The sequence below is a fragment of the Paenibacillus sp. JNUCC32 genome, from assembly GCF_014863545.1.
Lineage (GTDB): Bacteria > Bacillota > Bacilli > Paenibacillales > Paenibacillaceae > Paenibacillus_AQ > Paenibacillus_AQ lautus_A.
The window spans coordinates 4,339,411-4,354,680 of the sequence record NZ_CP062260.1; the positions used below are offsets into that span (position 1 = coordinate 4,339,411).

General features: G+C 54.3%; 13 protein-coding genes. 1 reads left to right on the top strand and 12 read right to left on the bottom strand.

The window, feature by feature from the left end:
* Nucleotides 1–81 precede the first annotated feature (81 nt).
* The 5 genes from JNUCC32_RS19445 to JNUCC32_RS19465 all read right to left on the bottom strand — a co-directional run bounded on the left by JNUCC32_RS19445 (nt 82) and on the right by JNUCC32_RS19465 (nt 4,090).
* Entirely contained in the window at nt 82–279 is a 198-nt protein-coding gene (locus tag JNUCC32_RS19445) for a hypothetical protein (RefSeq protein WP_009594397.1), read from the bottom strand.
* A 20-nt stretch (nt 280–299) separates the two neighbouring features.
* The gene (locus tag JNUCC32_RS19450; protein ID WP_192569532.1) at nt 300–1,508 is read right to left on the bottom strand and encodes a hypothetical protein; all 1,209 of its coding nucleotides are present in this window, start codon (nt 1,506–1,508) and stop codon (nt 300–302) included.
* Entirely contained in the window at nt 1,505–1,972 is a 468-nt protein-coding gene (locus tag JNUCC32_RS19455; protein WP_192569533.1) for an RNA polymerase sigma factor, read from the bottom strand. Before JNUCC32_RS19455 ends, JNUCC32_RS19450 begins: the two co-directional genes overlap by 4 nt.
* Nucleotides 1,973–2,492: 520 nt before the next feature.
* The gene (locus JNUCC32_RS19460; protein ID WP_192572700.1) at nt 2,493–3,449 is read right to left on the bottom strand and encodes an NAD-dependent epimerase/dehydratase family protein; all 957 of its coding nucleotides are present in this window, start codon (nt 3,447–3,449) and stop codon (nt 2,493–2,495) included.
* 122 nt (nt 3,450–3,571) lie between these two features.
* Nucleotides 3,572–4,090 carry a TetR/AcrR family transcriptional regulator gene (locus JNUCC32_RS19465; RefSeq protein ID WP_012819307.1) on the bottom strand — a complete coding sequence of 173 codons (519 nt, stop codon included), beginning with the start codon at nt 4,088–4,090 and terminating at the stop codon, nt 3,572–3,574.
* A 246-nt stretch (nt 4,091–4,336) separates the two neighbouring features.
* Between JNUCC32_RS19465 and JNUCC32_RS19470 the strand changes: the two genes are divergently transcribed.
* Entirely contained in the window at nt 4,337–4,807 is a 471-nt protein-coding gene (locus JNUCC32_RS19470) for a DinB family protein (RefSeq protein WP_192569534.1), read from the top strand.
* Nucleotides 4,808–4,928: 121 nt separating this feature from the next.
* Here JNUCC32_RS19470 and JNUCC32_RS19475 read toward each other — a convergent pair whose 3' ends face one another.
* The 7 genes from JNUCC32_RS19475 to JNUCC32_RS19505 form a co-directional block, all read right to left on the bottom strand.
* On the bottom strand, nt 4,929–5,660 hold the full coding sequence (locus JNUCC32_RS19475; protein WP_009594362.1) for a nucleoside phosphorylase: 732 nt from the start codon (nt 5,658–5,660) through the stop codon (nt 4,929–4,931).
* A gap of 1 nt (nt 5,661) precedes the next feature.
* A complete protein-coding gene (locus JNUCC32_RS19480) occupies nt 5,662–6,336 on the bottom strand; it encodes a sulfite oxidase-like oxidoreductase (RefSeq protein WP_192569535.1) in 675 nt (224 codons plus the stop codon).
* A 90-nt stretch (nt 6,337–6,426) separates the two neighbouring features.
* The gene (locus JNUCC32_RS19485; RefSeq protein WP_012819304.1) at nt 6,427–7,350 is read right to left on the bottom strand and encodes an ABC transporter permease; all 924 of its coding nucleotides are present in this window, start codon (nt 7,348–7,350) and stop codon (nt 6,427–6,429) included.
* Entirely contained in the window at nt 7,334–8,401 is a 1,068-nt protein-coding gene (locus JNUCC32_RS19490; protein WP_192569536.1) for an ABC transporter permease, read from the bottom strand. The genes JNUCC32_RS19485 and JNUCC32_RS19490 overlap by 17 nt, the downstream gene beginning before the upstream one ends.
* Entirely contained in the window at nt 8,401–9,894 is a 1,494-nt protein-coding gene (locus JNUCC32_RS19495) for an ABC transporter ATP-binding protein (protein WP_012819302.1), read from the bottom strand. The genes JNUCC32_RS19490 and JNUCC32_RS19495 overlap by 1 nt, the downstream gene beginning before the upstream one ends.
* A gap of 69 nt (nt 9,895–9,963) precedes the next feature.
* On the bottom strand, nt 9,964–11,001 hold the full coding sequence (locus JNUCC32_RS19500) for a BMP family protein (protein ID WP_192569537.1): 1,038 nt from the start codon (nt 10,999–11,001) through the stop codon (nt 9,964–9,966).
* Nucleotides 11,002–11,392: 391 nt separating this feature from the next.
* A complete protein-coding gene (locus JNUCC32_RS19505) occupies nt 11,393–15,235 on the bottom strand; it encodes an RCC1 domain-containing protein (RefSeq protein ID WP_192569538.1) in 3,843 nt (1,280 codons plus the stop codon).
* Nucleotides 15,236–15,270: the final 35 nt, after the last annotated feature.

Here is a 15,270-nt window from a genome sequence, read left to right on the forward strand (position 1 = left end):
CAAAAAAACTAAAAATCGCCGATGCTTATCACATCGACGATTCATAAGAATTAGGATTTGTCGCTTAACCGGCTCAACCGATTAAAGCATTCTTCTTCCCATCATGATGATGGTTTCAAGCAGCGCCTTCCACTTTCCTTCGACCGTGCGTGCGGTCTTTGCGGCGTGGGCCGCTGCATTGCGTTTCGAGCGCAATTTCGTTGCCATCCGGCATCGTTCCAGTTCCTGACGGAGATCGCGAACATGCTGTTTGGCAATATCTTCATTATTGATATTCATGTTTCATTCCTCATTTCTTTTTATAGCGACAACATTCCGACATTACCAATACCTGCAAGCTCCTCTTCCGTCCCCTTCACTATAATACTTCCATTGTTTGCCCGAAGGTAAGGGTACAAAATGCCTTTAATTCTTTTTTCCCCTACAACGACTTCGCCGAAGAGATCCAGGGAGGACATCGAAGCCTTAATATCTTCCTCGGTGACGTCATCGTCAAAGGTCAGCGTCCCGTCAACAATGAAGCTCGCCGGCTGGCCCAAAGCCGCCAGCTGATCCCTCGACCAGGTCTCCTCGCCGCTGATGAACACAAACAGCCGCTCATAACTTACGATTTCCGTATTCAGGTTGGGGCAGCGCTCCCAGACCAGATCTTCGATCTCTTCGCCGCAAATGATGAACGAAGTTGACTGTATCTCCGACACGGCCTGGCTGAAGGCGTCCCGGGTCACGTCCGCCTCGAGAATGAGCGGCTTATTCGTGTAGAGCTTATGGCCTTTAAAGCGCCGTACGCTTCTTGCGTTTAGCCGTAACGGTTTGGTTACATACTCGAATCCTGCCGGGATCACCTCGACCAAGCCGTTGATCTTTTTCAATTTATCGTAGAAATACGGAGATTGATGTTCATGGATAATCGCCTTGCCGTTGACTTGGATCTTTTCAATCCGGGCCGAGAACTGCTCCATATCCAGCTCCTTATCCAGATGAACCATGCCGTTCAGGACCAGCTCCATAGGCTCGCTGTTGGAGGCCAGATATGCATTGTTCAGTTGCACTTTCCCGGACTCGAACCGGGGTTCGTATTCGTAAGCGTGAATCTCCGCGCTGGCGCCTCCCGCTTTGAGGAGTGCAGAGGTAACGGCAGCGGCCAGATGCCGTGGAGCATAGACCTCGCCGTTAACCACCAAGTGCAGCGTGCCGCTCTGGAATGCTTCAAGGGATACTCCTTTATCGATGATGACCGTGCCGTTAACGAATACGCGGTCCGGCTGCTCCAAGAGCTGAAAATATTCCTCGTTCAGCCGCAGCGTGCCGCTGTAATAACGGTGTCCCTCGGGGATTTCAAGCGTCTTGCCGATATTGCCTGCGTTTTTCAACAGCGTGAGGAGGTGTGCCGTCTCTGCCCGGTATATTACCAGACCTACGTTTCCGATCCGCTCGATGCTTGTTACGGTTTCCTCCGTTGCCTGCGTAAGATCCAACATCCCTACATTCTCGATGATTCTGCTCATTTCATATCTTCCTCCCATAGTTTTCTCAATTTTTTGATGGCGGTTTGCAATTTGTAACGAACCGTGGCTGACGGCATACCCAGCTGATCGCCGATTTCCTGGCTGGACATCCCGAGCCAAAAGCGCTTAAACACGATATCGCTCTGCGATTGCGGCAAACGGGCGAGCCATTCCGTCATTTCTATATTGCGGCTTGAAACGGGGAGCTCGGCGAAGACCAGATCATCCTCCCACGATACGAGCCGCTTCTCCCGGCGGCTAATATCGATCATGCGATTTTTGACGACTCTGAAGAACCAGGCCTTTTGCTTGTGAAGGGGCAGCGCTGCCAGGTTCGGCTCCTTGATGGCTTTCATAAAGGCATCCTGGACCAGATCATCCGCTTCGTAAGCATGCTTGGCGATGGATCTGGCATAACGCTGGACATCGTCCTTCAGGTTTTCATAGAGATCACATACTTGCATTAGCCAACCTCTCACTTTTCGTTTTGTCTTTTCTGTTAATATAACGTTTGGGAAAAAGAAACTGATGGATATTCTCGAAAATTATTTTTCAACCAATCAAAAACACGCCGACCGTCTTCGCGGTCAGCGTGTTAACGAACATTAATCCCACATGGAGAACAGCACCAGCAGTACGGCTACTGCGCCCAGCAAGAGCGAGTGCCTGGAAAACCATATCGAACGCATCTCTTCCTTCATGCTTGCATCCTCCTTCTATTTTCATTCAGCCGCTAACAACTCCTCTTCCCTGATGCTTTAATCCCACCAGCTAAGCATGCACACCAGCATAACCGCCGCAAAGAAACCGTCCATAAACTTGAGCTGAAGTTTAGCCATATTGGATTCACCTCCTTCGAAGAGACAACAACTCGAGAGAGAAACCCTCGATTTATTATTGATTGATCAATTACTAATATCTAAAAAATAATCCCTTCGCATATCATGATATCGCTGCTGCGCCACTCTTCATGGCTTCCGCTGCTCATGCGCGTTTTTTCATTAAACTCCTCATGGTCGCCGCAATCGCCTGCTCATGAGGCGTCCATTGAATCGGACCGATCAGGCGCTCGTATTTCTCGCCGCTCAGCACCAAAGGCTCCTCGGTCAAATACAGCATCTCAACCACCTCTTTCATCACCGGATTGAATAACCCGATCAGGGAGAGCCCGATTCGTCCGAGCGGCATTACCGCCTTGCGCTTTCCGGCGGTCTGCTGCGCAATTCGCACCAGCTCATGGCCTGAAATCACGCCCGGTCCGGGGATATGCCAGTTCTGCCCGTAGGACTCCTCTCTCTCGGCAATCTCTACGATCATGCGGGCGGCATCCGGCAAATAGACGTATTCGCGGGGAACGCTCATGTTGCCGATGAAGGCGGTTGGCTTCCCGGCCGCAATGGCTTCCATCGTGACGGATAAATAGGATGCCTGCGCGGAAGGGCCATAGTAGTCGGGCAGCCTTACGATAAGAGGGTTTGCTTTATGCCAGCGCGACGAGAAGATCAGCTGCTCGTAGGCCAATCTTATTTTGCCCTTACGGGTATGCGGTTTTTTGGGATGATCCTCCGTTGCCTTTTCCATTAAGCGTCTGCCATAAGGATAGATTCCATCTACCACCACAACCTTGGTCCCCAGCTTCTCTGCAGCCGTCATGACCGATTCACCCAGCGGCAGCAGCCTGGATTCCATCTCGTGGTAAGGAATATTGGCACTTTGAAAAATAACGTTGGCCCCATCCGCGGCTCTTCGGATATCCTCCGGATTAAAGGCATCTCCCGTTTCCAGCGTAAGCAGAGGAGAATAGTCCAGCTGCTCAGCCAGCTCATTCAGCTTCTTAACGGAACGGCCGAAGGCTACCGTTTGAATTCCGCGCTTCACCAGCTCCGCCGTCAATGGGGCCCCTACGCCGCCTGTCGCACCCAAAACAATCGCTTTTTTCATCATCAATCTCTCCTCATATTAAAATAATTGATTGATCAATTACAATTGATTAAAAAAGAAATGCCCTTTCTCCACCGCGCACAACCTGATGCAGTACGCGGTGCGGCACATCGACGCGCGCCTTATCTTTTGGGCATCATATTCGGCATATCCATCGCCATGGCTACATTGCACAGCATCCCCCGGGCCAGAAAATCGGAGGTTTTCTTGTCGGCATCCTCGAATCCCGCTTTCACGAAAGCATTCTGAACCAGGTCCTTCACCTCGTTCATTCCCTGCTGCATCGCTTCGCGGATGGGCGCTTCCTGGATCGTCTGTGCCTGCATCTGCAGCAAGATTTCGCTGCGATGGGATTGCACGATCCCTTCGTACGCCCGGATCAGGCCCGTCTCCAATTCCTCCGGAGCAGCGGACTCGATGACCCCCTGAAATGCCTGCACGATGCGCTTCCAGGAAACCGTCAGCGATTCCACGAGCAGCGATTCCTTGGTAAAGAACCGATAGACGTAAGGCTGGGATATCGCTGCCCGTTCGGCAACCTGAGCCGTGGTCGCGCGATAGTATCCGATCTCTGCAAACACTTCGATTGCTGCTGCTACAATCTCATTTCGCCGATTCGCAGAGGTTGAAGCTCTAGCCATTCAACCAACCTCCTCTCACTCGTTATAATTTATTATTGATTGACCAATCACTAATTGAACTCAGTATATACGGTCCGTTTTCCTTTTGCAACTGTTTTCTTCCAATATTATTGAATTCAACACCTGGGATAGCTTGAGCATAGGGGAGGAATCCGCTATTTCTTATCGAATTGTGTTTATGAACCGCAAATAAGACGGGAGCCTATTCCAAGACTTTATCCTGTAATCGATCAAGGAGGATCAACCATGAGTCATGAAGGTCAACAGCAATTCGAACGATGGCATAGACACCGTACGGTCTTGCTTCAGCTGCTGCAGGACGTACAGAGCGAGCATTTGGATTATAAACCGTGGGAAAATGCCTATACCTTGGGCGTATTAGCTGTTCATATTGCGGCAGCCTCGGATATGTTCCTGCGTTCCATCCAAAACGGCTCGTTTACTCCACCCTCGATTTCCACCCAATTCGAGACTATCGATGACATTCGAAATATCGTGCAAGCGTCGACCGAATCGACCACGGCCCTTTTTGCCGAATTGTCCGACAGCCAGCTTGAGCAGCCGCTCGACTTCAATGGGTTCACAGCGCCCGGCAACGTGTGGTTAAACAATATGGTCGACCATGAAATCCACCATAAAGGACAGTTGTTTACTTACGTGCGGGCTGTCGGAATCGAGAAGGTTCCCTTCTTCACGCTTCAGCCGGCCAAGCAGTAAAAACAAGACACGGCTGGATTTGCTGTTTTAAGTTATCAAAAGGAAGTGCATCTTACTCAAAATAGAAAGCCGGATTTCCTGCAGCTTACGCTGAGGTAAATCCGGCTTTCTTCATCCCTGGCTAGCCTTGCTTCGCCAGCTTCACCACGGCCTGCAAAGCGGTGTTAATCTCGCGCTCCACCGCGTCGGCAACCACGTTTGTGTTCGGGTCGTACTCGGCCGCAAGGTCGGCGTCGGCAAAGCCGTCCATGGCCACAATCGCGCCGGCGCGAACGCCGCGGATCGCCGCAACGACGTACAGCGCCGCAATTTCCATCTCGACGCCGAGCGCGCCCGCCGCTTTATATTTCTGGTGCGGCACTTCCTCGACTCCGTTAAAGAACACGTCCAGCGTGACGGTTATGCCCTTGCGCACGACGCCTTCGCCGATCGCGAGCGCGGATTCGTACAACGCCTCCGCCACCTGGCTGTCCGCAACCGCCGGAAAACCGTCCGGTACCAGCTGCTTCGTCAGACCGTCCGTACGGATTGCCGCGGTGCTGACCACAAGGCTCCCCGCAGGAGTGTCCGCCCGATAAGACCCGGCGGTCCCCACGCGAATCAAGGTCTTCGCGCCCGCGCGGATCAGCTCCTCGAAGCAAACGGCCGCTCCCGGGCAGCCGACGCCATGGCTGGTTACCGCCAGCTCAACGCCTTCATACGTCCCTACAAAAGTGCGGTACTCGCGGCTGAACGCCAGCTCGCGCGCATTTTCGAGCTTACGGGATATCGTCTCCGCGCGTTTCGGATCGCCGCAGACGATCACAAATTCAGGTATATCCTCCGAGTTCACTTGCAAAATAGGCATCAACATATTAGTCAAACTCCTTACGTGTCCATTCGTCTTCGGGTATATCCAGCGCCTCGCCGCTAAACCGCTCTTCCTTGAACGGGTCCGCTTCATTGTGGAAGCCGTTGCGTTCCCAGAAGCCCGGGCGGTCTTCCTTCATAAACTCGATGCCGCGCAGCCACTTGGCGCTCTTCCAGAAATAGCGGTGCGGCACGACCGTGCGCAGCGGCCAGCCGTGCTTGTCCGTCAGCGGCTCGCCGTTGAAACGATAGGCCAGCAGCACATCGTCACGGAGCAAATCCTCGATCGGCACATTCGTGTCATAATCGGGATCGGCATGAAACATGACGTATTTGGCATCCGGCTTGATCCGAAGCCCTGCTATGAAATCCCGGAACAGGATGCCCTCCCATACCGTATCGAACTTGGACCAGCGCGTGACGCAGTGAATGTCAGTGTTCACGGTTACCGTTGGCAACGCCAGAATATCATCATACGTAAAGGTCCGTTCCTCTTCCACTTCGCCGAAAACCCGGAGGGTCCATTCCGACATGTCGTAATGGGGAACCTCCCCTTCATGCAAAATCGGGAACTTCTCGGTCAGCGTCTGCCCCGGCGGCAGCTTGGCCCGCTGCTCTTCGGTCAGGTTGCCCACCGCCACCGGCTTCATTTTTTTCAAACGTTCTGCTTTTTTATGCACATGTTCATCTCCTTTACGCTTGATCGCTTTCGCATCCGCTTATCGACGGGATGACTTCAATCACAGGTTGTCGCGTAGCGGACTACGCGCTTATCTGGAACTGGATCCCTGCTTCAGCGCGTCCTGCTGGAAGCTTTTATCCTTAAAGAAGAACATCGCCAGAATCGTTACGACATAAGGCAGCATCTGCGTAAAATGCGTAGGCAGCGCCAGCCCCTGGAACCGGATGCTGAGTGCATCCATAAAGCCGAACAGCAGGCTTGCCGCCGTTACCCCAAGCGGACCCGATTGGCCCAGCATCGTGGCGACGAGCGCGATAAAGCCGCGGCCGGCCGTCATGCCTTCCGTAAACATCGTCACCTGTCCAAGCGACAGCTGCGCGCCTGCAAGCGCACATAACACGCCGCTCGCGAGCACGGCTCCATACTGATACCGTCTTACACGGATGCCCACGCTTTTGGCAGCGAGCGGATTCTCGCCGGCAGCCAGAAAACGGAAGCCGTTCTTCGTGCGATAGAAATAATACCACATGAGGCCCGCAATCAAAAACGACAGATACACAAGCGGCGTCAGGCCCGCCAAAATGGGACCGATCACCGGAATATCCTCGATAATCGGAATGTTCCATTTCGGCAGCCCGACCATCGTATTATCATAAAATGCACCTTTCACATCAAAAATAGCCCGCAAGCTGAATGTGGTCAACCCTGCCGCCAGCGCATTCATCGCGATACCGACCACGATGACGTTGGCCTGCAGATTAATGCTGAGGTAAGCAAAGATAAAGGAGAAGATCGACACGATCGCAATCGCGAACAAAATCGCGTAAAACACGTTGCCGAAAAAGTGGTTCCCCACCACGGCTGAGAAAGCCCCCAGCAGCATAAAGCCTTCCAAACCGACGTTGAACAATCCGACGCGCGAACACAGGGCACCGCCGAGAGCCGCAAGCAGGATCGGAGTGAGCACGCGGAGGGCCGAGTTGATTAAAGCAAGGTCAAACAGCTGTTCCATCGGATTTGTTCCCCTTTCTGCGCTTCAGGAAGCTGTATGTGAATCGGGCGGAGATAAACAGAATCAGCACGGCTTGGATGATCGCTCCTACCTCAAGCGGCACTTCCGTATTCCGTTCCACGCCCATGCCGCCCGTCTGCAGCGCGGCCAAGAAAATCGATGCAATCAGCGTGCCGATCGGATGCGACCCTGCCAGCAATGCTGCCATGATGCCCGTCCAGGCATAGTCGGCCGTAGATAACGCACCATCGATATAACGATACTGGGAGCCCAGGATTTCAACGGCCCCGCCAAGTCCGGCCAAGCCGCCGCTGAAGAACATCGCGCCAAGCATCATCGGCCCGCGCTTAACCCCGCCGAACAGGGCAAACAGCGGATTGCCGCCTAGCATCCGTACTTCGTAGCCGATCACGGAGCGCTTCAACAAGACAAATATAATCAACGCAGCCAGCACCGCGAGCACAAAGCCGACATGCAGCGGCATGCCGGAGATCAGCTTCGGCAGCCAGACGCTGTTATCGAGCATTTCGGATTGCGCCATCGCGGCCGAACCCGAGCGGTCCTTCAGCGGATAGGCGACCAGATACCCTGCAAACAATACGGCCACATAGTTCAGAAGCAGCGTGGAGATCAGCAGGTTCACCCGGAACCGGGCATCAAAATATCCGGCCATTACCGACCATAATCCCCCTGCGACAACGCCGGCAAGAATCGCAACGATGCACACCAGCCAGCCCGGACCCGGCATATACAATCCGATCAACGCGGCGGAAAGCGCGCCAAACACCATTTGTCCTTCCGCGCCTAGGTTAAAGAAGCCTGCACGGAAGGCAAACGCCGCGCCCAGACCGATCAGAATGATCGGGGTCGCGCGGGACAGCGTATTCGTAAAGAAATACATCCCGCCGAAGGCACCCTTCCACATCTCCGCGTAGGTCTGCAGGATATCGCCGCCGGCAATCAGGATCGCGATGGCTCCGGCAAGCAGCCCCACGATGATTGCGGCAATCGGCTGAAGCAGCGGAAGCGTAAATTTAGTCCATTTGTTCATTACAGAGTTCCCCCCGCCATCAGCAGTCCCAATTTCTCTTCTGTCGCTTCCTTCGCCGACAGTTCGCCCGCGATCCGGCCTTCATACATGACCAGAACACGGTCGGACAGTTTCAAGATTTCCGTTAATTCCGACGATACCAGCAAAATTCCCGTGCCCTCTTCGCGCCGCTTGAGCAGTTCGCCATGAATCGTCTCCATGGCACCGATATCGACGCCTCGCGTCGGTTCCGCCGCGATCAGGAACGGAGTTCCCTGCTCCAGTTCCCGTGCCACGATCAGCTTCTGCAGATTGCCGCCGGACAAATACTGCGTGCTGGTCTCCAGAGAGCCCGTCTTGATGGAGAATTTCTGAACCCATCCGGATACGAGCGAACGAATGTCCTTGAGTTTGAGGAAGCCGCCCTGCTGCAAGCGACGTTGGTGCCCCATAAGCCCGGTATCCATCACGGTTGCCGTTCGATTGGCACCCCATACGTAGCGATCCTCCGGAATATGGGCTAACCCGTGTTCCCGTATTTCTCTTGTCGACATGCCGGTTACGTCCTTGCCCGACACGGCAATCCGGCCGCTGTCCGGCTGAGCCAGGCCCGAGATCACTTGAAGCAGCTCGGATTGCCCGTTGCCTGAAATACCGGCGATCCCGACAACCTCGCCGGCCCGTACCTCCAGGTTTACGCCGTCCAGAACCGGCTTGCCTTTCGTTCCGCGGATCGAGACGTCCGATACTTCCAGCACCTTCTCGCCCGGCGTGATCGGCTTGCGGTCCAGTTCCATCAGCTCGCGGCCGACCATGAGACGGGAGAGCTGGTGGGCATCGGTGTTCCCCTTCTCCACCACGCCCGTGACGGCACCGTCACGGAGCACCGTAATGCGATCGGCCACGTCAAGGACCTCGTTCAGCTTATGGCTAATCAGGATAAAGCTTTTTCCCTGTTTGGAGAGCTGTTTAATGGCATCCAGGAGCTCTTGCACCTCGAGCGGCGTCAGCACGCCCGTCGGCTCATCCAGAATGATGATTTCGGCTCCCTGATACAGCACCTTCAATATTTCAACCCGCTGCTGCACGCCGGGGGCGCTGCTGCTTACGGTGGCGCGCGGGTCCACCTTCATGCCGTATTTTTCGCAGAGTCCTTCCACGATCTTCACGGCTTGCTTGCGGTCAAACCCGGCACCTGAGCCCGGCTCATTGCCGATCACGATATTCTCGGCGATCGTAAACGTAGGAAACAGCATGAAGTGCTGATGCACCATGCCGATTCCGCCTTGAATCGCGTCAAGCGGGCTTGCAAACGAAACTTCCTTGCCATTCAGCCGAATCGTACCCGAGGTTGGCTGCTCCATCCCGTACAATATCCGCATCAGCGTCGTTTTGCCTGCACCGTTTTCCCCGACTATCGCATGAACCTCACCCGCGCGCAGCGAAAAATCAATGCCGCGGTTTGCGCTGAACTCGCCATACTTCTTCGTAATATTGTCCATCTGGAGTAGCATCGAGTCATGCCTTCCTTTCGTTTCTGAATGAAAGACCGACTGCCCATGTGCAGCCGGTCCAGGTAAGAACTAATTTTGTTCCAATGCGTTCGTTACTTTAATCTTTCCGGCGATGATATCGTCGGAAATCACCTTAAGCTGATCCACGATGTCTTGTCCAATGAATGGGTTAAGCGGCGTTTTGCTCTCATGCGTAACGTAAGTGAGACCTACGGCGCCTTCTTTCAGGCCGTAGTCGCGAATATCGAAAGTATAGTTGCCCTCTGCAAAATCCTTCACCGTTTCGTATACGACAGCGTCGGTACCTTTCAACTGCGCAAGCACCACATGCTCAGGCTCGGTGTTGTCCGTATCTTGTCCGGAAGTGTAGAAGCCCTTCTCTTTCGCTGCTTCGAACACGCCCAGATCGCCAACGGCGGACATGCCGGCTACGAAATCCGCGCCCTTGGAGTTCTGCAGGAGCGCAAGCTCCTTCGCTTTTGCCGGATCGTCGAATCCGCCTACGAAGTTAACGAAAACTTCGATGTTCGGATTGACCGATTTCGCGCCTTCCTCAAAGCCGGTCATATATTTATGCATAATCGGAATGTCGTTGGCCACAACGTTGCCGACCTTGTTCGTTTTCGTTGCCAATCCTGCAGCCGCCCCCAGAAGATAAGCAGCCTCATGCTCGCGGAATCCGACGCTGCGGACGTTCGGCAAATCCACGACCGTGTCAATGATCGCAAACGGCACGTCCGGATTCTCCGGTGCAACCTTCTTCAATGCATCCTCCATCTGGAAGGTGGATGTGATGATCAGATCATACTTCTCGGCAACCGCCGTGCGGAGGTTCTGCTCGATCGAAGCAGGGTCTGTCGATTCAATCGTTTTGACTTCAACGTTGAAATCGGCAGCAGCCTTTTGCAATCCTTCGTCCATCAAGGCAAAGAATGGATTCACGCCGATCTTCTCAGGAAGAACTAGTGCAATGCGTTTCTTATCTTGAGATCCTTCGGAACCGCCATTAGCTGCACCACTGTCAGTAGACTTATCATCGTTGCCGCAACCTGCAAGCAATCCAACGGATAATACGAGTGTTAATAGAATTGACCATGTCTTTTTCATTTCCTGACCTTATCCTCCTAAGTGAGCACTTTTTATACTATTATCCTATGGTATAGACAAGCAGATGTCAAAACAAAAATTTTAGCGTTTTATGTAGTTTAATGTGTTTTTTAGCAAAAATTTGGTGGAAAACTGCGTATATCACAGAACATTACCTTATCAAAATGTCGATAATGTTCGGAAATTGCCAACATTTGATCAAACGCTTCCGGCATGGATCCAGGTTGAAAACGCATTATTTTCAAATTCCTGGCATCACGCAAACCTGAATTCTCTCTATCTATATAAAAAAGGATGCCGTTAGGCATCCTCTCTCTTGCATGATTCTATTTAGATGAAGCAGCATACGAAATGTTGAATTCTTCAACCCCAGCCTGCTTCCACCGCCGATTCAATCGATCAGCTCCGAACCTTTCAATAACCGCTGCAGCATGACCGCTGCTTCGCCGCGGGATAACTTCTGGAGCGGCTTAAGCCCAGCACCCGATCCCAGGACAATTCCTTGCTTCACTAGGGCGGCCGCAGCCGGTCTGGCCCAGTCGGACAGGTCCTCGCGGTCCTGGTAAGGGGAGAGGATGGCTGCCGCCTCCATCTCATTCACTGCACCCGCTATTCCCGCCATCTTCATCACTCTCGCCATAACCGCTATGGCCTCTTGACGCGTGATGCCTTGGGCCGGCCTGAAACGGCCGTCCTCATACCCCTGAAGGAGCCCATACTGCACAGCTTGCGTTATGACGCCGCCATGCCAGTCTTCTGCGTCGACATCCCGGAAAGCAGGAGCTCCGTCCTGCACCTCATCCAAACCGAGCGCCCTCACGATCATGGCGGCAAACTCGGCACGGCTCACTTGGGCATTCGGCTCGAAATGAATCGCCGCGGGCTGATTCGCGTTTGTATCTGTTCCACCTTCGACAAGTCCGGTTCCGTTCAGGATCATTCGCGAAGCAAGATCGTCCACCGCATCCTTGGACCAGTGGAACGATGCATCAGCAACTCGCACTTGATGAGAGATGAAAGCAATCGTACCTGCCGATAAGGAATGCAGAATCGCCTCGCGGCTTCCGTCCTCCTTCAGCTCGAAGCGCGTCGGGATCGGGTAAAAGCTGCCGTTCCGATCCAGCAAGACAGCCGTTGTCATCCGGCCCGGCATTCCCTGCGGCCAAATGATTCGCTGCTTCATATATTGCGGGAACGGATCTAACTGCAGTGCCGTGTCCTGAGCTTTAGCCGTAATTTCAAACTCGATAGGCAAGCCGATAAGCGTAATGCCGGATTGCAACGCGGCCTTCTTAACGGCCTCTACCTTGGCAGCGTCGCTGGCAGCCATCGTCAGGAATACCGAAATTTGATCCGCGGCCGGCAAGTCCATGCTTCCTGGCGCCCTCCAGCGCGATGATGCCATCACGGCCGCAGGAACGTGGAAATGACCAAGCGCCGATCGGATTTCAATGGCGCCCTGCTTGGCGTTAAGGAGGTCAAGAGCAGCTCCGCTGGTTTCCAGGGAGACCTGATCCGCGGGCCGTGCCAGCGCGATGACGATTACCGGATTGTAGTCCACGCTCTCTAAACGGGCTTCCAGCTTAGCCGTATCCAATTTCATCGATACGACGGTATGTCCATTGGCCTCATGGAACAAACCTGTAACCATCCCTTCCTGAGATTCATCGTTTATCGTAACTTTGACGTCCACTCTATTCGAAGGTGCGGCATTGCCCGATGGGCCCGGTATAGCCGATCCTTGGCCGGAACCTCCTGGCGACGAACCTTCCGGTTCTTCAGGCGTTCCGCCACCGCCTCCGGATGAAGCTCTAATTACCGTCGTTCTGTATTTCATATGCTGGCCGTCAGGCGCCGTCACCACGACCTCTACGACCTGGCTGCCTACGGCGACGTGGAAGGACGGGCTCTCCTGGCCGGAGAGGAGAGCCATCGGCCCCCATACCAAATTACCGGCCTCGCCGTACACGCTGGCCGTTACCGACGCCCTCGCATCATATACCTGTGCCGTTACCGTGAGGCGGTCCGTATCGCTGGCGACCTGCGCTTTGTAATCATAGTGATCTCTGTCGAACACAGGGCTCAGCGCGACTTCTCCGCTCGACGATCGCAGCGCCAATGCTTGCAAATCAGCGTCGTAGGCCGGAGCCTCATGTTCCCTGACCGTAAAGCTCCAAGCATCCGCCCCCTGAATGCCGGCAAAGCCGGTACCCGAATGGTTACCGATAAAAGCACCCGGCTCGATCTCGACGTAATAGGCTGTTCCCGCATCAAAATCATTCAGCGGATCTATGCTCGCCGCGTTCCCGAGAATCGTGACGCTCCCTGCATCGACGGTCTCGACGACGCGATGGTCCGAGGCCAGCCTAATCGCAATCGATTTACCGGACATCGCCGTCACTTCTTCATTAAAGACAACCTGCAAGGTTACATCTTTTTCCACGCCGACAGACTGGTGGGATGGCGTGTAAGATACGGCCTTAAGCTCGGTCGGTGCCTGGATCGCCTTCCATTGGGCATACAGCGTGACGTCCTGCGTACCGAATATAAGCTTGCCACCGGCAGGATAATCGATTCCGCTTCCGTCGGCCTCCGTATTCCAGCCGTCGAAGACATGTCCATCCTTGCCCAGCTGCCCCGTATTGCCCGCCACGACCGCTTCGTCGCCTCTGGCAAACAAACCGCTGCTTACCGGAACATTCCCTGCGGTGTGTCCGTTGCCGTCATAGGTTAACGAGTAGATTTGCGGCCATAGGGTTGTCACCTTCAGCATGCGGTATGCGCTTTTCCTGCCTACGGCATCTTTGACCATGACGTTAAAATAATGATCCGTGCCTGCGGCAAGCCCGTTCACCACCATCCCGGTGTGACCCGCCGCGTAGTTTCCGAGGGGCTTCCCGTTCCTCTCCATTTGGCTGACGTTCCCGATATTCGGGCTGCCGGACGAATATAACAAATACTGCAATTCGTGCTGCTCCGTCATATTGTCCGAGGCTTTCGGCCATTCCAATGCAACGGAGTCTGACGTGATGCTGTGCGGATTCAGGCTACCGTTGCCCGTATCCGGAGACGTCGTATCCAGCACGGCTTTGGTCAGGGTAGGTATTCCCCTCGTATTGTTGTACGTCCCGTCTCCGATCTGTCCTCCGGAGTTATAGCCCCATCCCCAGACGGTCCCATCCTTTTTCATGGCCACGCTATGAAAGCCGCCGGCGGAAATTTCGCGTACATGCTCGATCCCCGGCACAGGGACCGGAATGAGGCTGGAAGCATTCGAGTTTAGGCCCAGCTGCTGTTGACTGTTATCTCCCCAGCTCCATACGTTTCCTGCCCGGTCCGCTGCAAGGCTGTGATAACCTCCACCCGCAACGGCAACGATATGCTGCAGGTTTCGAACCTGCACGGGTCTCGTCCGGTGCGTTCTCGTACCGTCGCCAAGCGTACCGTACGTATTGTTTCCCCATGCCCACACGGTGCCGTCTTGTTTAATGGCCAAACTATGGGAACCGCCGGCGGCGATCGCCATGACGTCCGTCAGCCCGGCAACCTGTACCGGAACGTGCCGGTCCGTCGTTGTCCCGTCTCCAAGCTCCCCGCTTCCGTTCACGCCCCAGGCCCATACGGTGCCGTCCGATTTTAAGGCAAGACTGTAGTATCCTCCAGCCGCAATCGCCGTCACATCGCTTAGACCAGTAACCAGAACCGGGGAGTTTTGTTGTATCGTCGTTCCATTTCCCAGCTCGCCGTTGTCATTCTTCCCCCAAGTCCAAACGGTGCCGTTCTCTGAAAGCGCCATGCCGTGATAGGCCAATCCGCCCGATATTGCCTTGATCCCGCTCAGACCCGGAACTTGCGCGGGCGCGTTCACATTCGTTATCGTTCCAATCCCTAACTGTCCGTTCTCATTTGCCCCCCAGGTCCATACCGTTCCATCCTGCCTTAGCGCCATCGAACTGCGGACGCCGGAGTGAATGTCAATGACATGGTTCAAATTCTTCGCCATGACCGGAGTCGTCCGAGTATTCCAGGTGCCGTCACCCAGCTGCCCCCTGTCTCCGTATCCCCATGAGTAAACTTCACCGCTGCTTACGAGCGAAGCGGTATGATAGTACCCGGCTACAAGCTTTGGTGCAACGGCCGCAGCCGCAAAGGCTTGGCGATATCCCAATAACCCATCCAGCTGCAGCAGCAGCAAAGCCGCACACAGCAGGATTTTTCCTGAACGCCTTAGCATAATCTCCTCCTTCGTTTCATCAGCGTTATGATAGC